Raw genomic sequence first — 24096 nt, 5'->3', positions numbered from 1 at the left:
TTCAGAGGCCGCAGGCGCTCGCCGGAACGCTTTCCACCCGCTCCCATTGATACGCATCCACGGTCTCGCCGCGCGGCAGATAGGTGACTTCGAAGGTCTCCTCGCCGCGGCGAATTTCAAGCGTCAGAAGCGCATCCTGACTGCCTTGCAGAGCGTCCTGGGGCACCGGACGAACGATCTCGTCCCCGTTCTGAAGCCCGGCTTCAGCCGCCGCCGTGCCCGGCTCAAGGCCGCGAATGATGCGCGTGGGCTCCGCCAGAACCGCCGTATCAAACCCCAGCTCATAACGGCGCATGGGGCGCGTTGTGCGTTCAAAGCATGGACCGAACGCGTCTGAAGCGGGAACGGGCATCGCCCCGTCCAGAAAATTACGGAAGCCGGTGACAGCGTCAGCGCCCAACTCCGCCTGCAGAACCTCTTCCCAGACGGCGTTCGTCAGGGTCTCGCCTGCTTGCTGACGATGCAGCATCTCCAGCATCAGATCATCGAGCGACCGCTCGCCCTGACTGGCCTCCCTTACGGCGTCATCAATGGTGACGAAATAGAGCATGCCCCGGTCATAGGGCAGTGTTCGGATGCGGGTATCAGCCCAGAAGCGCGCCGGCACCTCGGAATTGGGCGCGGTCGCCATCAGGCTGGTGTAGTAGCGCCCCGCATGGAAATTGAGGTCCTCTAGGAATTCCTCAGGGCTCAGCATCCCGAAACGAAGCGGCAGACGCGCCTGATAGAACACCGCGAGCCCTTCCCCGAACCAGGAGGATTCAAGCCCACCCGGCTCGGCGATAAAGGGCTGGAAGGTGTGGAACATCTCATGGGCCAAAGTGGACTGGAGCCCGGCCACATTGGTGCTGTCTTCCTTGTAGGTCAGCACGAAGGAATGGTGCAGGCCGACGCCGCCGCCGCCATTGATCGGATTATAGCGGATGAAGACGCCATAGGTGGGCGTCTCCTCTTGTCCGAAGAAGCCTGAATAATCGTCGTAGAGCTCACCGGCCCAGCTCAGCAGCGCTTGTCCGTCAAAGGGCGGCTCGCCCTGAACCACGCCGAAGAACCCGGTCTCTGGCGTGGGCTCGGGCCAGCTCAGAAGATCGCCCGCCATATAGAAGCTCATCCGCAGCTCCTGCCCGGTCATGGGCCGGGGGGCTTCGACCCGGCCTTCGCCAAGCGAGCTAAAGCCGCGCGCGCCGTCCGGCGCCCGGGACAGGTCCCAATTGACGATCGTGTCATAGGGCTCTTCGCCCGGCGGCAAGACGACAAAGATATGGCCGGCGGCGGAGACTCCCTCGCCCTTATTGCTGAAGCCGAAGGGCGGGGCCGGCCCCCGCGGGGGCAAGGTTGCATCGGCGGGAACCGAATAGCGCACGGTCACGGCGCCGACCGTATCGCGGCCTGCCAGCCATTGCCGGGACGGTCCGCCGCTGACCGCGTCTCGCGCCGAGCGTTCGGGCAAGTCTACATCTTCAAAGCTGAGCGGGATCTCGCCCTGATCATCCTCGGCGATCAGGTTCTCCAGCACCGTGGCGACCGTATCCACATTGGATGCGATCAGAGGCAGGCGGAACAGCGGCTCACCCGCCTGAACGCTGATGCCTTCAAAGGCATAGGTCAGCTCAACGGTTTCAATCGCGTCGCTGTTCTCCGCCTGAACCGGCGCCAGCGTCAGCTCCAACGCGCGGGACGACGGTGCGGCCTCGGATCCGGGCGTTTCATTCGCGACGCCGCACCCCATCAGCGCAAGCGCCATGACGCCTGACATCAGACCATATCGTAACCGCATATCCTGACCCTCCATGTTGTGGGTCAGTCTAGCGTGGCAGACAGGAAAATTCTTGCGATTGAACGCGCAAGGAGCGGCGACAACGCATAAACCTCTCCATCGACGCCCTCACGCACACGAAAAGGCCGGATGGAGTCTGCAGCTCCGCCCGGCCCGTTCGCATCGGATTTAGCGCACCTCGATCCGGCTTTCCGCCAGAACGTGATAAGCGCCAATGGTGATGATGTAGCGCAGCCGGTACTGGCCCGGCTCATCAGGGGCGGTCAGCGACGCTGAACCGTCCTCGGACACGCTGCCCCACCCCAGCGAGTAATCGCCGAGGGCGGTATCAGGGCGTGCAAAGTCGATATAGTCACTTTCCAGTCCCGGACCTGTTGTAGTGACGGTGAAGCTCTCCCCGGCCGCCACCGACGCCGGGGCTTCAATCGTCACCCCGCCATCAACCACGCTCAGCGGCAGGCTGGCGAGGATCGTCGCTCCGTCAGCGGCTTCGCGGATATAGCGCACTTCATAATCGCCGGGCGCGCCGGGCACGCGCAGCGACATCGAGCTAGCGCCGTCCACGGAGGCCCAGGCGTTGCGGACATAAACCGATGCCCCGGCGCCGACTTCAACGATGCCGACCCAGTCACGTTCCATGCTCGGCGCATTGATGGCGACGGTAATGGCGCCGCCGCCCATGGCCTCGGATGGCGCCTCGATGAGCGCCTCCACATCCTCAATCATCACCGTCCGTCGTGCGAGCACCGTGTTGTCAGATTCCAGTACGTAGATGAGCTCCATCGGGCCTTCCTGGCCGGGCACGGGAATGCTCAGCGTGTCCCCGTCAGAATCTTCGGTGCGGGCATAGCTGTAGCCAGCCAGCTGACCCGCCACACCGCCGACCGGCACAAAGCCGATCCAGTCGCCCTCCTCGTCCGGGCCGGTCCAGCGCACCTCGATCACCCCGCCGACCGCCACACTGTCAGGCGCGTCGATCGTGGCCAGGCTCGGCTCCACATTGAACACCGTCGACCCCAGGACCTGATTGAGCGAGGCGGACCGGTACTGCACCTGATAGGCGCCCGGCTCTCCCGGCATGACGATTTCAGCGGGCGAACCGTCCCGGGTCCAGGCGGAGTAATCCACCTCGGTCGGCGCACCATCCGCTAGCGCCAGCTGCAGGTAATCATCCTCGCCATCAGGCCCTTCCCAGCTGAACCGGGCCGGGCGTCCGGCCTGGGCCACACCGTCCAGAGTCATGCTGGCTTCAGGGATCTCCGCCGCAATCGGGACAATGATCACATCGGGCGCATCACTTGTGACCTCGGCCTCCACAGCGCCATTCCCCTGATCGGTCAGCGCCACGGCGCGATACCGACCGGGACGAAGATCAACAGGTCCCGCACCGCCATCCAGAAGCACAGCACCCGTGGCGTCCATCACGAAGAAGCTCGCCTGAGTGACGGACCGGTTCGAGCCTTCCAGCCGCGCCGACAGGGCGACCGACCGGGGCGCGACGCTTTGCGGCGTCGTCCGGGCGGCGGTTTCCAGAGCCTCGGCCAGTTCCTCACCGTTGGCGGCGTCCAGATACACCCCGCCCGTTTGCTGGGCGATACAGGACAGGCTGGCCCGGTCCCCCGGCGTCTGGATGTCGAACCCGACCACATGGGCGGTCAGATCAATGCCGGATGCGGCCAGCTCGGCGGCGAGCGCGCAGGCGTCGCCGCCACACGTCTCCACACCATCGGTGAGGATGATGATGGAGCCGCCCTCAGAGCCCAGCGCGCCGGCGGCCTGACGGATGGCGTCGGTCAGCGGCGTCTTGCCTCGCGGCGTCAACCCATTGACCTGAGCGATCACCTGATCGGCGTTGACGCGCGACAGGGCGCGAACCTGCTCGATATCGTCACAGCGCCCGGCCTGACGATGGCCATAGGCGAACACACCCAGGCGGGTGTCCGGCGCGATGGAGCGGACATAATCGCCCAGCGCCTCGCGCGCGATCTCGATCTTGGCCACGCCATCGATCTGCCCCCACATGGAATTGGAGGCGTCCAGCACCAGCACCGTATCGGGTTGGCTCTGGGCCTGAGCGACCATCACAGGCGCGGTCAGGACTGTAAGCAGGGCCGCCGAAGCGCCCAGCAGGCTGCGGCGGGCGCAGCGGGAAACAGAAGATTTCATGGCTTCCCCCTAGTCCGAAATCCGACGCATGACGGTCTCTGACACCGCACGGCAATCAGCACCGCCGCCCAGCGTCTGAAGCAGCTGCTGAGGGAAGTTCAGGCTGACAACGCCCACCGTCTGCATCTCGACCGGAGAGAGAAGCCGCACCGTCAACTGCATGCTCGGCGTCATGCCTTGCGTTCCGGGAAGATCGGCTGTGCCGATCCAGGTATTGGGATCCATCTGCAGCCAGCTGAAGTTCAGTTGGTCGCTGAGGCCCGGCAGGGCCGCTGGATTGAACGGACCATCGAACGTGACCTGACGCGGCCCGGTGTCAAAGCGGCCCGCATTCATGAAGCCGCCCATATTGCTGGCGATCACAGAGGGGCAGCCTTCGGTCCGCACGGAAGGGGCGTCGGCCTGCCACATGCCGCTTCGCGGCTGGATCGCTGAACCGCTGGACGCTGATCGCGAAGACCCTGCAGTGTCCCGCGGCGCCGGATTGGCGGGCGGCCGGCGCATCGCGTCGGGAAACAGGTCGATCTCGACAGACCCGTCACCGCCCAGCTCCACATCAATCACGTCCAGCGGCTGCGTGCTCCAGCGCGGCGGTTGGCCCTGTTCCATGATCAGCTTGGCGTCATCAGACGGCGGCGGCGTAATGCCCAGAAGGATCGCCATGTCCTGCGGCGTCAGACTGCCTCGCACATTGATATCGGCGCCCTGTCCATTGTCGGCGCGGGTGATCACCACCGTATCGCGGCCCGGATCGTACTGGGCCTGGGCTGCGCCCATAACGAGGCCAAGCGCGGCGCCCGCCGCGAGAAGGGTCTTGATGGATTTCAGATAGGTCATGCGCCTGTCTCCTGTTGCGAACCGGCCTGACCGTGCGTCCCCTGCCCGGTTGCTGCGCCAGTCCATTGCGCTGCTTTGGTTTTGATTTTTCCGAATTTGTTCGAGAGGCCATCGAGGCGGGCTTCCCAGGCGGGATCCTTGCTCTGGCCTTCAATGGTCTTGAAGAAGACCTGCATCATGCAGGTGACGGCCAACGGCTCGATCAGCGCCGCTTTCACCGCCCAGGCGAAGATCAGCGCGAAGATGACCCCGCCTGCCGACCAGGCGCCAGGGATCAGCCAGACCACCGCCGCAGCAGGCGCCAGCATCACCAGGAACACCAGGAAGGACAGCAGATAGATGATCACCGCCAGCCAGGCGGCGTTCTTGAGCATCACCTTGTAGTTCTGGCCGTAATAAACGAGCGCATCCTGCGCAGAGGCCCACGGGTTCTCGCTTTTGGTGCGGATGGCGTAGGCGAGGATGATCTCGTCCACAAAGCCGACCGCCACTTTCAGAAAAGCCCGCAGGATGCCGACGATATTGTTCAGCCCCGGAATGGGCAGAACCGCAGCCACGCCGTCCAGCAGACCTGTCACGGCGGCGATGACGCCCTTGATCAGCTGATCCAGCCCGAACAGGACGCTGGACTGGGCGAAGCGCGATTTGACCACAGCGGCGCCGTGATCGATCTGGGATTTGCCCTCTGGCAATGTGTCGCCGTCCAGCAATTCCACCAGCACCGCGATATGCGCCGCCTTGACCAGATACAGGATGTACTCACGGGCGAGGTAAAGCGCGCCGCCCGCAATCCCCAGACCGCCCAGCGCGCCCCACATGGCCCCGACAGCGCGGCCATCAGACCCGCCCAGAGCGCCAAAGCCCCAGCCCAGACCGGCGCCGACGCCGGTCACAAGAACCGTCGCCACCGCGATGCCGGCATAGACCGCGAGGCGGAAAAGCAGGAAAGGCATGGTGCGCAACATCATTCCGAAAGCGCGTGAAAGACTGAAATCCCACATGATGGTTCTCCCCTTCCCGGATCAGTTCTGCGGGCCGAAACCGGTGGAGGACACATGGATCTGCGCCTCTCCGGTCTGCTGCGCGCCATAGGACCCCATCCAGATCTGGTAGAGCCCTTGCTCGGAGTTCACGAAACGCAGACCCGGATTGAGCGACCAGGCGTCGTCATTGCAGTACCAGCGCCCATCCGGCGCCCGCACAGCGAGCGTCGTGTCGTTCAAGGCCTGTCCCGAAATGAAGAGGTCGCCGCCATTGCCGCGATAGCGCAGCTCTGCGGAAGGCGCGGACGCAAACCCGCCCAGACACCGGAACGAGCTCGGAACGGACAGATCCAGCGCGCCGCCAAACTCGACAGGCAAGCTCAAGCCGCGTGCTTCGCCGCGGAAATCATGTCGACCGCCGGACGCTGCAGCGCTGGTGTCGACAGGGACAGTCTCCATCTGGATCCCGGTCCCGGGCTCCACGCCTGCCGGCAAGGCGCCCGTCTGGCTGGCGATCGCCTGCGCCAGAAAATTCTGCGCCATCTCGTAAGGACGGTTCGCCGCCGCATCCAGAGAGTCATCGCCTTGAGCTGAGAAGCTCAGCTGGCCTTCCAGACTCTCGACCGCAGAGAGATTACCCACCCAGATGTCATAGCGGCCGGTGGGCGGCGCGGCGAACACCAGGCGCGGGTTCAGGCTGCTGCCGTAATCGTCATTGCAATACCATTGCCCGTTCGGGGCCCGCACCGTCAGCGACGCATCGCCAGACGAAGCGAAATCGATCACCAGCTGTGCCTGGCCGTCGCTCATATAGGTCAGGGCATGGTTGGGCTCAGCCTCAGTATAACCGCGGCAGGCCTGAAGACCGTCCTGGGATGCGATCTCAAGCCTGCCGCCCGCATGCACCGTCAACATGTGGGGATCGGGCGAGAAGCCGGCGCGCAAGCGGGTTTCTCCCTCGCGCACGCCTGCCCCCGCCCGCATGTTTGCGGGATGCGCATCAAAACCCTGGGTATTTGCGGCCGCCCGCATGCCGGCCTCACGCATCATGGCGTCAAAGGTCTGCTGGAACGCCTCGGCCGATCCGGCTTCTTCAGCTGCGACCTCTTCGCCGACCCGGGCGATCTGTTCGGCGGCTTCACGACTGCCCAGCGCCTGAGCCAGAGCGTCAACGGCTTCATCCCGGGCGCGCTCCTCGTCGGACTTTCCGCAAGCGGACAGCGGCAAGGCCAGCACGGCCAGCGTCAGGGTGGTGGTCCTGATAAGTTTCATGAGTGGTCCCTCCATCTACAAACAGAAACGGAAGGGGCGGGAGGAATGGGACATCGGGGCGATAAAAAAACTTCACCGCCCCGCAAACCTGTCCGTCAGGGCTGGCTCTCCGCGCTGCGGATCGCCTCCAGTGCGTCACACAGCCCCTGTCGATTATAGTTCGGGTCAGCCAACGCAGCCTGCATCTCCCCCCGGGTCTCGGCGGCGATCTCCCCGCGCATCTCCTCGGGCAAGGAAGCGAGCTGGAAGTTGATGAAAGCATCAAGATCAGCCGATGTGATCGTGCAACTGGCATCGTTCGGCGTGCGCACCAGCATGTCGTCCTGACGCTCAAACCCCTCCTCGACTGGTGCTTGCGCCTCGTCCTCCACTGACGATCCAGCCCGGTGCAACACCGGCAAGGGCCCGTTCACCTCGACCCCGGCGGGAAACTCGAACCCGGCGACGCCCCGCGCGGATGACGCTATGCCCGACGCCCGATCCATGACCGGCTCCTCAACCCAGGCCGCCTGAACCACAGGGAATGGGTCCGCCTGGGGCTCTTCGAGCCCGGACAGGGCCAGCGGCGCCTGCATACGCTGGAGCGCCACCCCGTTTGTGCGTTCGACCACCAGCTGCCCCGGCCCGCCATCCTCAGACAGCGTGATTGACGAGCGATCGATCTGCACCTGTCCGGCATCTGCACCAGACCAGACCAGTTGCTCGATCCCATCCGAACCCCGCCAGAAGACACGCGCCTCAAGACCAGCGCCCCCGGAGGTCCAGCTCGCCATGATCTGCTCACCGCTCTGCCGCACCTGAACGCGTCCAGAAGGATCGATCTGCGCAATGTCGATCGCGCCAAGCGTCCGGCTCCGACCGGCATCCACGAATTCAAGCCTGCGCACCGCCAACGCTTCTTCTGTAGAGAGCGGCAGGAAGCCGTTTAGCCAGACCGGGTCGACGCCGCGCATCGACAGGGCGCCCATCCGACGGCTGGCCAGCACCCGTCCCTGAGCATCGAGAACACGCACCAGAAGGTCACCCGTCTCATCAGCGCCCTGCTCGACAGCGGCCAGGGTCGCTGTCAGGACGGGATGATAGGGAATGCGCCATCCGGATGCGTCGCGCACCAGCCCGAGACCAATGGCCATGCCGGGCCGATCGCCCTCGGCGATATGGACCAGTGTTTCAAGCTCGGGTTCACGATCCGCCACCGTTTCGCGCCAACGAAGGCGGTGCATCTCTGCAAGCACGGCATGCATGGACTGGCTGGAAGAGTGGGAGAGCTCGGGATGCGGACCAAAATAGTTCGGATTGGTCGAACGCCCGTTCTGCATGGAAGCAACCAGCTGTTCGTACTGGTCCGTCTGGATCCCGCCCTCAAGCGGGTTCAGGGCCGTGTTGTACATCAGCGGCCACAGGTCACGATGTTCTGAATTGCCATCCTCGGAGTGGCGATAGCCCACATGCCCGTCCGGCCACAGCATAACCTGATCGATCCCCGTCCAGCGCAAAGGCCCACGACGTCTGAGATTGGCGACTTCGCGCACGATCAGGGCCTGCTCGGAACGCCGGTTATAGTCATTGGGGACGTGAGCCAGACCATGTGCATGCCCCACCTCGTGAACGATCACCGGGGGAAGGCGATGCCGATAGGGAAGTGAATCCAGCCCGATCAGCATGCCGCGATGACGCCCCTCGGCATCGTAGAAGGCGCGCGCGCCGCCATAGGGGATGGGCAGAACGCCCAGACACATCTGCGATCCCACACAGGACGGCAGAATGGCCCGGCGATAGGTCTCCTCGAACTGACGCGTCAGGAGCGCCAGATCGGACGCGCCATTCTCGGCGCCGCCGGAGAGGTCAAAAGTCTCCTCTTCACCCTCGTCATCGACTGTCCTCAGTGTCTGCCCCACCCCTCGCATGGGGTACACCCCCGCCTGCGAGAACGGCATCGCATTGAGCGGCATGAAGCGCCGGCCCGCGTCCTGCACCAGCGCCCAGTCCGATGCGATATAGCCGGCGAGCTGACGCGCCCCCGCGTTCAGGCGCTCATGATTGCGCTGATCCTGATTGGTCAGGTTCACCTCATCGCCCTGATCGGGCAGGACCACATCATCGAGATCGGCCTGATCATCAAAGGCCAGCGTGAACATCCTCACCGGGATGGTGACGGAGCGGGGCAAAACCTCGACCTGACGCTCGGGCTGATAGGTCAGCTCCGGCGTCTGGGCGCCTGAATTGGCGGAGGTGAAGTTGACCAGCGAATAGGTCGCCTCAAGCCGGGCCTGACGCGCTTCGCCCTGTCCGGGCGTCCAGCCCGTCACAAGGGCCCGGTCCCGCCCCATGCGGCGCGACTGCTCGGTGACGCTGTCTTCGCGCGGGAACGGAAAATCAGTCGGGTCAAACCGGGCGGGCGCACCCCGGCTGGCGTTCACCTCCTGCGCTTGCACCCGCACGCACATATGGGACGGCAAGGTCTCTTCCGGGCGGTTCTCATCCGCTGCGTTCCAGTTGAATTCGGAGCGCAATACGACCGGACGATCGGGCAGAACCGGCGCATCGCGTGATCCCTGATAGGCGTGAAACTCGACCGCGTCTGAATAAGCCGCCTCGAAACTGGCGCTGTCGCTCACCGGCGCTGTCTGGAAATCGAACACATAGCCGCCATCCAGCACCGTGTTCTCGCCAAGACCCCGAACGCCATTCTGCCCCCCCGTCACCTCGACCCGGTAGCGGCTCAGCGGTTCGAGATACTGATCGCGTTCCAGATAGACGAGCCCCTGGCCATCCGTGCTGAAGGTATAGCCGGTGTCTTCCCAACCAGAAGCGCCCAGCTCCATGAGCCGGACATTGTCCTGCAGACTGCGCCGGGCGACCGGCTGGGAGAACACCAGCTCGACCAGCGGCGATGTGGGATCGTTGTTGGTGCATTCCAGCGTGTTCTGGTCCGGTCCGCGCAGGATGACCGGTTCGGGAGAATGGGAAACAACGCTGAGCAAAGTGTCATCAATCGGGGCGCCCACATGTAATTGCGCGCGCGCGGACACGACCGGGCACAGCTCTTCATCGGGGCCTTCCACAGTGCCTGCGATCAGCAGGTGAAACCGTTCGGGGCTGGCGTCGAGCACCCGCACCACCGGGATGGCCTGTGCGAAACAGGCCGCTGTCTGCAGCTCCTCCGGGGACATGCCGGTCGACCGGATCGCCGAGAGCAATCCTGCATTCTCCCGAACCGCCGCCTCCATGGCCCGACGCTCTTCTGGCTCCATCTCGGCCAGTTCGCGCTGCACATCAGGACGGTTAAACACCTCATCCACGCCGCTGCCGGGCGCATGTTGCATCATGGCGTCCATGAGCGATTGACACCCCGGCCCCGGCATCACGACTGCCGTCGCCAGCGCCCCGTTGGGGCGAGACACCGTGGGATCAATATCCAGCGCGCTGCTCATCGGCGAGGTCATCGCCTCGCCGTCCACGATGCCGGAAAAGACGCCGCCGCCCAGCCCGCCGCCATCAATCATGACCATTTGAATATTGGAGACGAGCCCCGTCGAGCCGGGCGCATCACCCGTCCGGCTGATGGTCAGCATGACCGGGCAGCTCACGGCATACGGCGCCGGCGCGCTCCACGCCGCGGACAGGGTGGCGGGAATTTCCAGCTGCAATCCGTCGCGGCGGCCATCGACGCTGCGCAGGCGACGCCAGACCGAACCGTCCGGCAGCGCATCCACCTCAACACCGAAGACCCGCGCAATCTCATCAGGGTCCTGCGCCTCAGGGCTCCGGTCGAACAAGGCGTCCTGCGCGCTGGCGTTCGCCCCGCCCAGCAGAAGCGCCCCCAGCATGGCGCCCCGCAAGAGCGCCACAGCGCCCGTCGCGATCTCGATTTTGTCCCCGGACATGTACGTCTCCCCTGGATGCTCGCCTGTGTCATGGGAAGAAACGCAAACCCGCCGCGAAATGGGACATCAGGCGAGGACCAGAATGCTGCGACGCATAACAGTTGAAACTTGTTCGAAAATTTCAAAGACTAGGACGCGGGGGAGACAGGAACGTATTCGCATGACGCACGCAGTCCGCATTGATGAGGCCGCTGAGCCTTCAACCCCGCTTCAGGATGAGGCCGGCCTGGAAGTGCTGGTGCCCGCCATGTGGGACGAGTTGCGGCGGATCGCTCGCTGCCATCGCCGACGTTCTGGCGCCGGGGAAACCCTGCGCACCACCGCGCTTCTCAATGAGGCCTGGCTGAAGCTGCGTCGGCAGGACATCTTCGTGGATGACAATCACTTCCTGTCCTCGGCCGCTGTCGCCATGCGCCATGTTCTGGTCGATCACGCCCGCTCGCGCCTTGCCGCCAAACGCGGCGCCGGACAAATCGATCCGCTTCTTGAGGACCTTGATCCGTTCTGGGAGAGCGACGAACAGCTGGTCGAGCTCAATGATGCGCTCTCCCGGCTCAAAACGCTGGATGCACGTCTGGGCAAGGTCGTCGAATTGCGCTTCTTCGGCGGTTACACCGAAGACCAGACCGGCAAGATTCTCGGCGTCTCGCGCAAGACCGCCCAGCGCGACTGGCTCAAGGCTCGTGCGTGGCTGCACCAGGAACTGACGGGGCCGACTCTGACAGCCCATACTGCTCACGCAAACTAGCAATCACAGCGAGATAACGCGCACCTGCCGGGCCCAGAGACGCAAAAATCGTCTCTGCTCGCCCCAGCCGCTCACTCGCCTGCACCAGCTGACCAGTCTCGGCAAGGACGCGCGCCGCACCCACATCAAAGGCGGCCTGAGCGGGCGAACCGCGCGCTTCGCTCTCGCTGACATACACTTCGTCCGCCGCAAAGACCGCCACGGCTTGCTCAACCTGTCCCGCCGCGATCAGGGCTTCCATATAGCTTGAGCTGGACGCGGCGAAATGCAGGCTCCCCGCGCCTGCAAATTCCAGCGCCATGGAGCGCGCCCGCGACAGAACAGCGACGGCATCCTCAAACTGCGACAACGCGATCAGGGACTTGCCGTAATTGCCCAGCACCGCCGCCAGCGCTGCCGACGGACCATAAAGCGCTTCGCGCACCTCAACCGCCTCGGCGAAAACCGGCGCAGCGCGCTCGGGCCGTCCCAGCAGGAATTCCGCCGCCGCCAGATTGTTCAGCGTGTTCAACGCATCCGGCCCGTCACCCAGATCGTTCAGGCGCCAGATTTCGCGCGCCCGCGCCAGCTGCTCGGCCGCTGGCTCCAGCTGCCCTGCAGACATCAGCATGACGCCCAGATCATTGTGGAAGACGCCCGTTTCACGGAAATCGGGGCCATTCAGCGCGATCATTTCAGGCAGCTCGGTCTGAAGCAGGCTGATCGCATCCTCGATCCGCCCCTCGTCACGCAGCAAGCGGGCCTCAACCAATCGGGAATCCGCCAGCTCTCTGCGATATTGCAGGGTATCGGTCCTCCAGAAGTTCTGCGCCACATCAAGCTGGGTGCGCGCCAGCTCTGGCTCGCCACGGCGCAGGCTGACCTGAGCCAGATCATAGGCTGCACTGGCCCGCAGATCGGGCGGAAGTTCTTCCATCGCCACCAGTCGCCGCAACAAGGGCTCGGCCGCTTCATAGTCATTGACGTGAAAATAGAGCTCGGACAGGGCGTGCAGCACCCGACCGCCGGTCTCGGGATCTTCGGCCAGTCGCTCGCTCATCCGTTCAGCGGCCTGATCGATGACAGAGCGGATATCGCCCTCTCCCTCCATCGCCGCAGCATCGCGCAGCATGAAGAAGAGATAGTCCTGAACCGAGGCAAGCCGGGTCTGCTCGCGCACCACGCTGTCGCGTTCCGCCCGGATCTGGGCCTGTTGCCAGACCGAGGCGCCCAGACCGCCAGCAAGCGCCAGCACCAGCCCGGTCACGGCCAAAGACGCCGCCGCATTGCGCCACAGGAACCGCCCGGTGCGATAGATCAGCGTATCAGCGCGCGCTCGAACAGGTTCATGTGCAAGCGCGCGGCGCAAATCCGCAGCGAACGCATCCACGCTGAGATAGCGTTGCGCGGGATCGGCATGAAGCGCCTTGCCCAGAATGGCGGACAAATCCGCGCGCAAGGGACCGGGCAATGCCCGGCCGCGGCTCATCTCTTCTAGCGACCGGACGGGTGCGCCTTGCGCGGACCAGGCGGCGAAAGACAGGGCCGACGCCCCGATTTCTGCAGGCGGCTCTCCGGTCAGCAGCTCGAACAGGCTGGCCGCCAGCGCATAAATATCCGCCGCGGTCCCCGCTTCCCCTGTGCTCACGGTTTCCGGCGCCGCATAACCGCGCGTCAGAGGGCGGCTTTCACGGCTCTCAAGCGCCGCCGAAACGCCGAAATCAATCAGACGGACGCGCCCGGCCTCATCCACCAGGATATTGGCGGGCTTGATGTCCCGGTGCGCCACCAGACGCGCATGGGCGTAGGCCACGCAATCACACACATCCAGGATCAGACCGATCTTCGCCTGCGGGCTGGTCTCGTGCGCCTCGCACCAGGCGTCGACCGGGTGACCGCTCACCCGTTCCACAACCATGAAGGGCCGCCCGTCCTCGTCGATCCCGCCATCCAGCAAGCGCGCGATTCCGGGATGCTCGAGACGCGCAATGGTCTGGCGTTCCTGCTCGAACAGCTGGACGCCGTCCGCTTCCAGCGGCCCGAGGGTTTTGAGCGCCGCTTCCTGCTCGAACCCCCCATCAGCCCGGCGGGCGAGATAGACCTCGCCCATGCCGCCACGCCCCAGAAGCCGGACAATCTCCCAGGCGCCCAGACGCCGCCCCTCGGGCAGAACCCCTGCGGGGGCGTCGCCTTCAGACTGTGCGGATGGCGCGAACGGGCTGTCCAGAAAACCGTCAGCCTCCTCAACGCCCGCCAGCATGGACAGCAGCGCCTGGAACAACGCCTCATCCCCGCCGGCAAGCTCTCGCGCACAGGCCTGTCTGCGCTCAGGTGGCTGATCCAGAAGGGTATCCAGATGCCGACTGACAATCCCCCAATCCATATCCTGTCCCCTGCATGGATTCTCGAAGGAGATTAGACCGCAAGCGCAGCATGGATGGCAAAAGTATTCTGACCGCCCACTGCCAAGCGCCCGCCCTAGAAGCCGACCTTCATACGCACTTGCACGCCATGCCGGGTGAGCCGGTCACCCAGAAGACCTGAATATCCCACGCTCAGCTGGGTTGAGGGCGACACGTCCATGCGGGCTCCTGCACTGAACTGTGCGGCATCCCGCGCCCCGGAGACGCCGGACACCTGAAACAGGTCGCCGCCCTCGAACGCCATCAATGCGTCTGAAGAAATATCACCATAGGCATGACGCCAGCCCAGCTGGCCGGTCAGTACGGTGCTGACGCCTCTGACGCTCACGGTCTGCCCGGCCCGCAGGCCCAGCGTGGAGTGAACCGTGTCTATCTCCTCCACCGCACCGGTCAGCGAGGCGACGCCGCCGCTCTCTTTGACGCTGCCGGAATCCAGATGCAGATAGTCAAGACTTGCGAAGGGTTCGAGATCGACGCCTCCCCGGTTCATCACCCAGCTGGCTTCAGCGCCGGCTTGCACGCTGGACGCGTCATAATCGGCGACCAGCTGCTCGGTCAGGCCCGAATAGGCGACGCGGCGTTGCGTCGACAGGCCGTGATCGCCGTAGGACGCCCCCAGACGCAGGGCCACCGCCCCAAGTTCAGCACCGGCATAAGCGCCTGCAAAATAGCTGTCTGCATCAACCGAGGCGGAGAAGCCCTGACGCTCATAGCTCGAACGCATATAGCCGCCCGCCACACCAAGGGTCAGTCCCGACGCCAGTTGCGTATCCGCGCCGAACACCGCGCCCAGACCTTCGGATTCAAGGTCGCGCACGCCATCTGTTCCTGCGTAATCCCCCCAGGCGCCATATGCCTGCAGCCAGACCGAGGCGCCCGATTGCGGGTCCGCCCCCGGCGCGTTTCGATCAGACAGGCGTGAGAGCATGCCCTGCTGCATCTGCCGGGCATCGCCCGCCAGAGCGGTTGCCGTCGAGGCATGGAGCTCACCCGACAACGCGTCAAAAACCTCCGGAGCCTCGCTCTGGTACAACCCCAGCATGGCCCGGCGAAGCGGCGATGACGCCTCCAGACTGTTTAGCGCCTGTGCCGTGGCGCGCTGGTTCCGGGTAACAGCCACACTTGCAAAGTCGATATCATTGCGTTGAAGGACCAGCTGAACATCCCCGCCTTCATACAGAAGGTAGGCGTCCATGAAGGCGAAGGGATCAAGCACCTCGCCAAAGCCGCCGGCAATCCCGCTTTGGGCTGACAGCACCGTATAGGTATTGATCAGGTCGAAGTCAGAGCGCCCCCCCTGACCTTTCACCTCCAGAACCGCGCCTGTGTCGATGGTCGCAAGCCCGCTGACAGACAAGAGATCATTATTCACGCCCGGGGTGACGCCCTGTCCGCCGACTTCGATTTCAAGGACCGAACCCGCGCCCAGGGTCAGATCGCCGTCCACCATGAATGCTCCGATGGAATTTCCCGGAGCCAGCGTTCCCATGACAAGAGCGTCACCCGTTCGACCAGAGCCCCCCAGCCTGCCCGAAGCTCCGACATCAACCGATCCGATCATGCTGTTGACGACCAGCGTGCCGCCTTCGACCCGCGTCCCGCCCAGATAGGCGTTCTCGCCGCTCAGGGTCGTGACGCCCGAATAGATGTCCACCCCTCCCGATCCGGTGATATCCGTCGCGAAAACGAGATCGGTGTCTGTGTGATTGAAGACCAGTCTGCCGGTCTGGGCTCCAAAACGGATAGCGCTTGCTTCCAGCGTGCCCGCCGCGGTCGCGGCCTCGCCCGCTGCGGCGCCGATATTGATGACACCGCCATCGGCCAACATGACCGGGCCTGTCACGGAAACGACGGCGCCCTCGTCAATGGTGAGCACGCCCGGCCCCAAAGTCCCCAGCTCCAGGAAGCCATTCAGATCCCAACGCGCATCCGCGCCGGTGACATTCACATGCCCCGGCTCGTTCAGCGCCCCCCCGATATAGCTGCTGGCGCTGGTGAAATTGTTGAGAATATCCAGCGTGCCATTGCGGATCAGCGCGCCTCCGGTGAACTCGGTGGTCGCCCCCGCAAGGGTCAGCCGACCGTCCCCGTCCACGACCAGGAACCCCGATCCGGTAAAGGCGCCGCCGAACTCTGTTTCCACATCCTGAGTGATCGTCAGGCCTGCATCGCCCAGAGCCAGCGTTCCGCCGGTCCCCGACAGCTCTTCCATGAAGAGGTTGAAACCGTTCAGATCCAGCATGCCGCCATTGAGTATATAGCGGCTGTTATTGGAGAAGGCGGTCAGACTGCCGGCCCGCAGCACGCCCCCCTCGACGCGCGTTTCGCCCGCGTAAGTGTTCCGCCCTGTCAGCACCGTTGTCCCGGAATGCACTTCCAGCACGCCGTTGCCGCTGATGTTGGAGGCCAGCGTGAAGTCACCGTCCGTATGGTTGAAGACGAGACGCCCTCGCGCATCGCCGCCCATATTCCTCAACCGGATCTCGTCAGCCAGAAGTTGGCCCGTCTCCGCAGACGCTTCACCCGCTGCCGCGCCGAAGACAATCACCCCGCCATCGGCCAGGGTGACCGGGCCTGACACAGAAACGACGGCGCCCTCGCGAATGGTGAGCACGCCCGGCCCCAAAGTCCCCAGCTCCAGGAAGCCGTTCAGGTCCCAGCGCGCATCCGCGCCGGTGACATTCACATGCCCCGGCTGGTCCGGAGTCCCGCCGACATAGGTGCTGGAGCTTGTGAAACCGTTGAGAATATCCAGCGTGCCATTGCGGAGCGACATCCCGCCTGTAAACGCAGTGGTCGCTCCCGTGAGCGCCATACGTCCGTCGCCATCAAGAACCAGAAAGCCTGATCCGGTAAAGGCGCCGCCGAACTCTGTTTCCACATCCTGAGTGATCGTCAGGCCCGCATCGCCCAGCGCCAGCGTGCCGCCCGTCCCCGACAGCTCTTCCATGAAGAGGTTGAAACCGTTCAGGTCCAGCGTGCCGCCATTGAGTACATAGCGGCTATTGTTGGAGAAGGCGGTCAGACTGCCGGCCCGCAGCACGCCCCCCTCGACGCGCGTTTCGCCCGAGTAGGTGTTCCGCCCCGTCAGCACCGTTGTCCCGGAATGCACTTCCACCGCGCCGTTGCCGCTGATGTTGGAGGCCAGCGTGAAGTCACCGTCCGTATGGTTGAAAACCAGACGCCCTCGCGCATCGCCGCCTGTATCCTGAAACTGGATCTCCTGCGCGATCAACTTGCCCGTGCCTATCGCGAGTTCACCTGCATCAGCACCGAATACAATCATCCCGCCATCGACCAGATTGACGGAGCCAGCGGCCTCCACCAGGCCACCGCCAGAGAGTTGCAAGACACCTGAATGTTTAACATCAAGAGCGCCGCTCAAAGCCCAGCGGGCGGATGCCCCCAGAACATGGACCCGACTGTTCGCGCTCCCGATTTCGGCGCCCGCACTCGAAAAACTGTTCCGCAGCTCAAGCACACCACCCGACACCCCGACAGTTCCATCAAATGCCGTGCTGGAACCCGTAAAAGTCAGCCGCCCATCTCCTGTTTTGACAAACCGCCCCGTCCCGGTCAGCTGGCCGCCAAAACTGCTGTCCGTGGCCTGGTTGAGCGTGAAATCCGCTCCGTTGAGCCGGACGGTCCCGTTCGTACCGCTCAGTCCTGACGCGCTGGCGTTGAAACCGTTCAGATCCAGCACCCCACCGGTGAACGCATAGGACGCCCCGCTTGAAAAGGCGCCATCACTTCCCGCCCGCAGCGTGCCGCCGGACAGGGTTGTCTGACCGGTATAGGTGTTGACGCCGGTCAGGATCGTCGTGCCCGAATGCACCTCGAGGCGACCCGTTCCAGTGATATCTGACGCAAGCGTGAAACCGGCGTCGATGTGATTGAACACAATCACACCATCCCCTTCGCCAAAGCGGATTTCATCACTGACAAGACTGCCAGCCGCGAGCGCTGGATTTCCGGCCGCCGCGCCGAAATTGATCGTGCCTGTGGCGGCGGCCCTCAAGGCGAGGTCGACGCGACTGGCGGAGGTCAGCGTCCCGCCATCCGTCAGCGTCAACGTTCCCCGACCCGCCCTGCCGACCTGCATGGCGCCACTCGTCACCGTCCAGTTTGAAGAAGCTCCGGAAATAGTGGCCCGGTTATCTCTCTGTGTGGCAAAACCCACCGAGGCATTGGTGGACGTCACGGAGCCGCCATCGGTAATGTTTAGAACACCTCCGGCATCTCTATCGTCACCCAGACTGAGAAGGTTGGAAACCAGCAGTCGCGAACCGGGATTAGCGACGTTCACCTCGCCGTTCCCGCGAAAAAAACCGCCCACGCGAGCATCCCGGGTGCTGGCTTCCCCCCCATCGAGAATATTCAGCGTCCCTGTATCCGACCACCCCACCCGGAGCTGGTTGATATCGTACCATCGCGATCCAGCACCCGTAATGGTCGCTGTGCCAGCGCTCTGATTGCCGACATGCGCCACGTAACTCGCGGCCGGTCCTCTCAATGTGCCGCCATTCGAAATTGTGAGTTCGCCGGGAGCGCTAAAACCGACAGAGGTTGAAGAGGTCCAGAAGTCAGACCCGAACGCCCCCCCGCTGACCCCGTCGATGACGACGCCCGTAGAGTTGATGGTTTGCGCCTGCGCCTGCCCGAACCCGACCAGAGCGCTGGACGCCAGCAGCGTCAGGCAGAAGGCGCGCAATGGGCGCTTGGCGCGGTTCGCCCCCACGCACGGGTTTGGAGCAAGCTTCGAGTTCTGAGCGTGGCGCGACATGAGACCTCCGGTAAGTTGACCCGGAGCTGTCGCGCCTGAGGCGCACACCCGATGCATCACCACTTAAGCGATAGCAAAACTCCAAGCTTTACCGGCGCTTATTGTCCGTTCACCGATCAGATTGAATCCCCGGATTAGGGGGGGCTTGCCGCCCGAGCCACAGGGCCATGAGGGCGGAGCGACTGGAAACGCCGTATTTGCGATAGATCCGCTTCACATGGTCATGGGTCGTATGGGGGCTCTGGCTGTTCTCTTCGGCGATCTCGCGTTCGGATATCCCGCGCAACAATCCCTGCAAGACCTGCCCTTCGGTCGGGGTCAGCTGTTCTGACGCCATCCCGACCCCCTCCGCAAGCATCTGCTGACGGTAGAACCAGCGAATGCCGCGCAGGGCATGGCTGACGATCTCCTTGTCTCCGTCATCAAACGGGGCCTGATCAAGCGCGCGGTGAAACCCGATCTGGACTTCCACATCCTCGTTTACGGGTATGCCAACCCAGATTGAATCAAGACGATCAATGGCGCGGTAATTGGTTTTGTATGCCTCTCCCTCGTACCATTCACGCGTCGCCAGTTCATCCAGCCTGAAGGCCCTGAAGGTTCCGGCGAGCTCTGCATTGCGGACCGTCGTGACATCCGGAGCGCCCTGCTCCATCTGGCTGAAGGCCTCCTTGATGACATTTGCAATGTTGGGGTCAGGGTGCAGGGCAAATACGCTGCGGGGCCGCCAGCCGAACATCGGATCCCGGTACATGGTCTGGGACAGACGGACCACGCCGATCCAGTCAGCCTGGCGCGCATCGACCATGTCGGCGACTTCGGAAAGAAGATATCGACGCGACTCTTCGGCTCTGGCGGCGCCAAGGTCGGACAATTCGTCCCAGAGCGTGTAGATCCGCTCGCTAAAGGCATTGTCGATGGGCATGGATTTCAGTTGTTCAGCCAGACTGGAGTGAACCGGAATAGCGACAGTAGAGCACCCTTGCCCCCATGATGAAAACACCAGCCCTGACAAAAACTTAAAGGCAACCTACTACGCTCAGCCCTGATGGACGGGGACTAATTTTATACGCCGCCGCATCAAGTCATGCCGCCTCACGTCCCGCCTTCCCTGAAGCCAGCCGCTCCTGAAGCCTGTGCGTTATGCGGTAGCGCGTGCAGATCCAGACCGCGCATAGCGCCACAATGAACGGCGCGATCCCGGAGACGCCCTGAAGCACGCCGACCACAAGCGGGGACTGGCTCTCACCGGGCGTGTAGGCCACATGTGACAGGGCGAGCCCCATCGCTCCCGTCGCAAGGGCGTTGCTCGCCTTCATCAGGAAGATGACAACGCCATACCCCATTCCTTCATGACGGGCGCCCGTGCGGTGTTCGAGCCAGTCGAACACATCCGGCATCATCCCCCAGATGATGGAATAGACGCCGGACAATCCCGCCCCGCCCAACGCCGCACCGAGCACATAGACACTCGGCCAGGTCGGACCCAGACAGCTCGCTAAAAGGAATGCCGCGCCTGACAATAGATACGCCGCCTGAAGCAAGCGCGCCTTCTCAAAACGGTGACCGGCTATGATCCAGAGCGGCAAGGCTGCGAGCTGACCGATCGTGATCGCCGTCAGCGCCTGCGTGCTCAGGTGCGACGCTTCCAGCACATAGACAGTGTAATAGGCGAGCGTCTTGGCGAAGAGGGGCGGCCCAAGTCCGCCCAGCACGCCAAGAGCCAGAATGAGCTGGAACTGACCGTTCGAGAACAGGTCACCGATCCGTTCGCTCCCGGCTTGCTGACGCCTTGATCGTACGGCCTGCCGGTCTGGCTTTCGCACCATCGACCAGGCGAGCACCATGGTCAGCGCAGACAGGCCGGCCGCAAGCCAGGCGAAACTGCGCAGCGCCTGCGCGGATTCCGCCCCCTGCCTGCCGAGCACCGGCCCCAGCCAGACAGCGAACAACAAGGACGCCATCGAGCTGAAGAAGAACCTGTACCCGGCCAGACGCGCACGCTGGCGGCTCTTGCTGAACGCGACCGACATCAGGGCATTGTGCGGCAGGTCAATCAGCGAATAGGTCATCCGGAAGGCGAACACCGCCAGAGCGATGGCGAGCACGGCTTTCCCGGGCGTGGTGGCGGACTGGATCATCCAGACAAAACAGGACGACGCCATAACGCTGCCCGGAAGAATGAAGACGCCATACTTGCCAAACGGCGTGCGCAGACGATCCGCCAGCGCCCCGACCATCGGGTCAACAACCGCATCAAACACCAGGGACACCAGCAGGATCAGCCCTGCGATAGCGGGGTCTATGCCCGCCAGGTCGGTCATGGCGAACAGCAGGATGATGTCCGCCGCCCCCCAGAGCAGGTTCTTTGCAAAATTGCCTGTGGCGTATCCGGCCGCCTTCGCCTCATTCCGCCAAGCTGACGCCTGCATGCTCGCCCCCACACTTCAAAGCGTGTGTAAGCGCCTGATATGACGGTTCGATGATATATTAAATTAAATTGATTGATTTAAACAAAAGTGTCGCAACCCGCTGATATCTCCCCGCCTGCGTCGATCAGGAGCCGCGACGTTTCACCTATGGGGGATGGACCATGACCACTTCAAAATCCTATGCCTGCGCCCTTCTGACGGGCGCCTCGATCCTGGCCTATTCGGCCCCGGCGATCGCGCAAACCAGCGAAACGCCTGTTGAGGATGTCATCGTCGTGACCGGCGCGCGCCTGCAGAACCAGCGCGCGGTCGAACAGAAGCGCGATGCCGATGTCATCGCCGACTTCATCACCGCTGACGATGTTGGCGCCCTGCCTGACTTCTCCGTCGCTGAAGCCCTGACCCGCATCGCCGGCGTGTCCACTGAGGATCGCAACGGGGACACCGAGTTCGTGGTCATTCGCGGCTTGCGGTCTGACTTCAACTACCTGTCCATTGATGGCGCGATCGTGCCTTCGACCCGCAATAATGGCCGCGCCACCCAGCTGTCGGTCATCCCCTCCTACGTGATTGATGTCACAGGAGTTCAGAAAAGCTTCTCTGCCGACATGGACGGCAACTCACTGGGCGGAAACATCGCTGTTCGCACCCGGAGCGCGTTCAATACCGATGGCGTCTACTTCGCCGCACGGGGCGCACTGGGCGGATCCGATCATACCGATGCGCCGGGCGACCATGATCTGGGCACGCGCGGTGATTTCGCCTTCACCACCACGTTCGGCGATCAGGACCAGTTCGGTCTGGTGCTGTCAGGCAGTTATCTGAACGCCACCAACGACACCTGGCTGCCGGGCGTGTCGTGGAATGAGTATGACTTCTTCAACCCGGACGGATCGCGGGTTTCAAGCGCCCGATATGAAGACGCAGAGCCCGGCGCCACCCTGGTTCCTCATGGCGTCCAAGCCTATCAGTACACCAACGAGATCGAGCGCCAGGGCATTTTCGGCAAGTTCGAATACCAGCGCCCGGGCACGTTCTATGCCGCGATTTCAGGCTATTGGTTTGAAGAAACCGACACCGAGCAACGCTGGGACAACGCGCTGTTCCGCAATCGTCGCGGAAATATTCCCGGCAATCTGACCCCGACCAGCGGCGAAGTGATGGAAGGCCGGGTGTACAGCCAGTACTTCCTGCAGGGCGACACGAACACGCTGTCCAGCGTCACGGGGCGGTTTGATTGGACGCCGGGCGAGAACCACGTCCTGTCCGGCCTGATCACCCGGGCCCAGGGCGAGCGCGAGAACCCGTTCTACCAGATCCGGTTTGACACCACGACGGCCAACGAAACCCGGATGGGCTTCACCTACGACATTTCCGGTCAGTACCCGCAACTGACCCTGACCAACCCGGAAAACTATCTCAATGGCGCGCTCTATACGGCTGTATTCTACCGCCCGCGTCTGGATATCAACGAGCAGGACGCCTTCCAGTTCAAGCTCGATTACGGCTTCAACGCCGAGAGCGGCGATCTGGGCTGGGGTCTGCAGACGGGCCTGAGCTATCGCACGGACGAGCGCTTCCAGGACCAGCTGTTTGACCATGACTACCGGCCGAACTCCGCCAACACCCGCGCCTTCTCGATGGACCAGGCTTTGCTGGACTTCGCCCACGAGTTTGACCCGAACCTGTTCACCAACGCGCCCCAGCACTTCATCGACCATGACGCCTATCTGAACTTCTTTGAGGCGACGCAGGCCGAGTGGGATGACCGCAAGGACCAGGATGATGAAGGCCTGTCCAGCGAGTTCACCGTGCAGGAAGACATCACGGCCCTTTATCTGCAGGCGCGTTATGCGGGCGAGAATTACGTCCTGCGCGCGGGCGTCCGCTATGAAGACACCGATGTGGACTCCTCTGGTTACCGCTCCTTGCAATTCGTCCGTGAAAGCGGCGGCTACGAGGAATTCCTGCCCTCCGCCAGCGCCATTTATGATGTGACGGACAATCTGCGCCTGCGCGCCGCCTACAGCCGCACGCTGGGCCGGGGCGAGTATGATGATCTGGCGGTGCTGGGTTCGATGAGCATGGATGATACCATGCAGACCATCTCCATCAGCTCGGGCAATCCGGATCTGCAACCGCGCCTGTCTGACAATTTCGATCTGTCGGTGGAGTACTACATGCCGTCGGTGGACGGCGTGATTTCCGCAGGCGTGTTCGCCAAGGAGATCGACAACGAGATCTTCACCCGCAGCACCCGTCGCAATGTCATGGTGGGCGGCGTCGAATATCTTGAAACCCGACGTCAGCCCGATAACGCCAACAGCGCCGAGCTGTCCGGCATCGAGATCGGGGCAACGATCAACTCTCTGGACTGGATCAGCCCCTATCTCGCGGATGTCGGCTTCACCGCCAACTACGCCCATATCGACAGCAGCTTCACTATCGAGATGAGCAACGGGGTCGAGCGTGACTTGTCCGGCCTGCTCTACCAGCCTTCCAACATCGCCAATCTGGCCGTGTTCTGGGCGCCGGGCGATTTTGAATTCCGGGCCGCCTGGAAATACCGTGATGACTATCTGATCTCGGTCAGCTCTTCATCACCGACCTTTGACGAGCACATCAACGACCAGACTTGGATCGACCTGCGGGCGCGGTACAATTTCGACAATGGCTTCAAGGTGTTCGCCGAAGCGCGCAATGTCGGCGACAACGCTCAGGACCGCCAGCTCTCCTACGGACGCACAGCCTGGACCCGCGATTACGGTCGCTCGGCCTGGGTGGGCCTGATCTACAAATACTAGGCGCA

At 63.4% G+C, this 24096-nt stretch carries 12 protein-coding genes; 2 read left to right on the top strand and 10 right to left on the bottom strand.

Translation table 11 applies throughout. From position 1 onward, the window contains the following. Nucleotide 1 precedes the first annotated feature (1 nt). From ACFELO_RS03600 to ACFELO_RS03575, 6 genes are all read right to left on the bottom strand, one after another. Nucleotides 2–1777, bottom strand: coding sequence for a peptidase M61 (locus ACFELO_RS03600; protein WP_440959208.1), 1776 nt, complete (start codon nucleotides 1775–1777; stop codon nucleotides 2–4). 168 nt (nucleotides 1778–1945) lie between these two features. Beyond that, a complete protein-coding gene (locus tag ACFELO_RS03595; RefSeq protein WP_440959207.1) occupies nucleotides 1946–3943 on the bottom strand; it encodes a vWA domain-containing protein in 1998 nt (665 codons plus the stop codon). A gap of 9 nt (nucleotides 3944–3952) precedes the next feature. Then, nucleotides 3953–4780: a hypothetical protein gene (locus tag ACFELO_RS03590; RefSeq protein ID WP_440959206.1), complete on the bottom strand. Its 828-nt coding sequence runs from the start codon at nucleotides 4778–4780 to the stop codon at nucleotides 3953–3955. Continuing rightward, nucleotides 4777–5781: a hypothetical protein gene (locus ACFELO_RS03585; protein WP_440959205.1), complete on the bottom strand. Its 1005-nt coding sequence runs from the start codon at nucleotides 5779–5781 to the stop codon at nucleotides 4777–4779. Before ACFELO_RS03585 ends, ACFELO_RS03590 begins: the two co-directional genes overlap by 4 nt. Nucleotides 5782–5802: 21 nt before the next feature. Then, the gene (locus ACFELO_RS03580; RefSeq protein WP_440959204.1) at nucleotides 5803–7035 is read right to left on the bottom strand and encodes a hypothetical protein; all 1233 of its coding nucleotides are present in this window, start codon (nucleotides 7033–7035) and stop codon (nucleotides 5803–5805) included. Between the two features lie 95 nt (nucleotides 7036–7130). Continuing rightward, on the bottom strand, nucleotides 7131–10922 hold the full coding sequence (locus tag ACFELO_RS03575; protein WP_440959203.1) for a hypothetical protein: 3792 nt from the start codon (nucleotides 10920–10922) through the stop codon (nucleotides 7131–7133). 160 nt (nucleotides 10923–11082) lie between these two features. Here ACFELO_RS03575 and ACFELO_RS03570 point away from each other — a divergent pair, with 160 nt between their 5' ends. Next, complete coding sequence (locus ACFELO_RS03570; RefSeq protein WP_440959202.1) at nucleotides 11083–11670, top strand: ECF-type sigma factor; 588 nt, start codon at nucleotides 11083–11085, stop codon at nucleotides 11668–11670. Here the strand turns inward: ACFELO_RS03570 and ACFELO_RS03565 are convergent. From ACFELO_RS03565 to ACFELO_RS03550, 4 genes are all read right to left on the bottom strand, one after another. After that, entirely contained in the window at nucleotides 11597–14032 is a 2436-nt protein-coding gene (locus tag ACFELO_RS03565; protein ID WP_440959201.1) for a protein kinase domain-containing protein, read from the bottom strand. The two genes, ACFELO_RS03570 and ACFELO_RS03565, sit on opposite strands and share 74 nt — an antisense overlap. 95 nt (nucleotides 14033–14127) lie before the next feature. Continuing rightward, entirely contained in the window at nucleotides 14128–18855 is a 4728-nt protein-coding gene (locus ACFELO_RS03560) for an autotransporter domain-containing protein (RefSeq protein ID WP_440959200.1), read from the bottom strand. A 109-nt stretch (nucleotides 18856–18964) separates the two neighbouring features. Continuing rightward, nucleotides 18965–19780 carry a response regulator transcription factor gene (locus ACFELO_RS03555; protein ID WP_440959199.1) on the bottom strand — a complete coding sequence of 272 codons (816 nt, stop codon included), beginning with the start codon at nucleotides 19778–19780 and terminating at the stop codon, nucleotides 18965–18967. A 160-nt stretch (nucleotides 19781–19940) separates the two neighbouring features. Continuing rightward, nucleotides 19941–21287 carry an MFS transporter gene (locus ACFELO_RS03550; protein ID WP_440959198.1) on the bottom strand — a complete coding sequence of 449 codons (1347 nt, stop codon included), beginning with the start codon at nucleotides 21285–21287 and terminating at the stop codon, nucleotides 19941–19943. A gap of 161 nt (nucleotides 21288–21448) precedes the next feature. On the opposite strand from ACFELO_RS03550, the gene ACFELO_RS03545 reads away from it, so the two are divergent. Next, entirely contained in the window at nucleotides 21449–24091 is a 2643-nt protein-coding gene (locus tag ACFELO_RS03545) for a TonB-dependent receptor (protein ID WP_440959197.1), read from the top strand. The last annotated feature ends 5 nt before the right edge of the window (nucleotides 24092–24096 follow it).

This window comes from Oceanicaulis sp. LC35 (assembly GCF_052055585.1).
In the GTDB taxonomy this organism is placed as follows: Bacteria; Pseudomonadota; Alphaproteobacteria; order Caulobacterales; family Maricaulaceae; genus Oceanicaulis.
Note: the sequence above shows the minus strand (reverse complement) of the source record. Positions and strands in the feature narration are given on the sequence as shown.

Coding starts and splice junctions, on each gene's coding strand:
- ACFELO_RS03545 (WP_440959197.1), top strand. CDS start 21,449: ATGACCACTTCAAAATCCTATGCCTGCGCCCTTCTGACGGGCGCCTCG.
- ACFELO_RS03580 (WP_440959204.1), bottom strand. CDS start 7,035: ATGAAACTTATCAGGACCACCACCCTGACGCTGGCCGTGCTGGCCTTG.
- ACFELO_RS03600 (WP_440959208.1), bottom strand. CDS start 1,777: ATGCGGTTACGATATGGTCTGATGTCAGGCGTCATGGCGCTTGCGCTG.
- ACFELO_RS03585 (WP_440959205.1), bottom strand. CDS start 5,781: ATGTGGGATTTCAGTCTTTCACGCGCTTTCGGAATGATGTTGCGCACC.
- ACFELO_RS03575 (WP_440959203.1), bottom strand. CDS start 10,922: ATGTCCGGGGACAAAATCGAGATCGCGACGGGCGCTGTGGCGCTCTTG.
- ACFELO_RS03595 (WP_440959207.1), bottom strand. CDS start 3,943: ATGAAATCTTCTGTTTCCCGCTGCGCCCGCCGCAGCCTGCTGGGCGCT.
- ACFELO_RS03565 (WP_440959201.1), bottom strand. CDS start 14,032: ATGGATTGGGGGATTGTCAGTCGGCATCTGGATACCCTTCTGGATCAG.
- ACFELO_RS03570 (WP_440959202.1), top strand. CDS start 11,083: ATGACGCACGCAGTCCGCATTGATGAGGCCGCTGAGCCTTCAACCCCG.
- ACFELO_RS03560 (WP_440959200.1), bottom strand. CDS start 18,855: ATGTCGCGCCACGCTCAGAACTCGAAGCTTGCTCCAAACCCGTGCGTG.
- ACFELO_RS03555 (WP_440959199.1), bottom strand. CDS start 19,780: ATGCCCATCGACAATGCCTTTAGCGAGCGGATCTACACGCTCTGGGAC.
- ACFELO_RS03590 (WP_440959206.1), bottom strand. CDS start 4,780: ATGACCTATCTGAAATCCATCAAGACCCTTCTCGCGGCGGGCGCCGCG.
- ACFELO_RS03550 (WP_440959198.1), bottom strand. CDS start 21,287: ATGCAGGCGTCAGCTTGGCGGAATGAGGCGAAGGCGGCCGGATACGCC.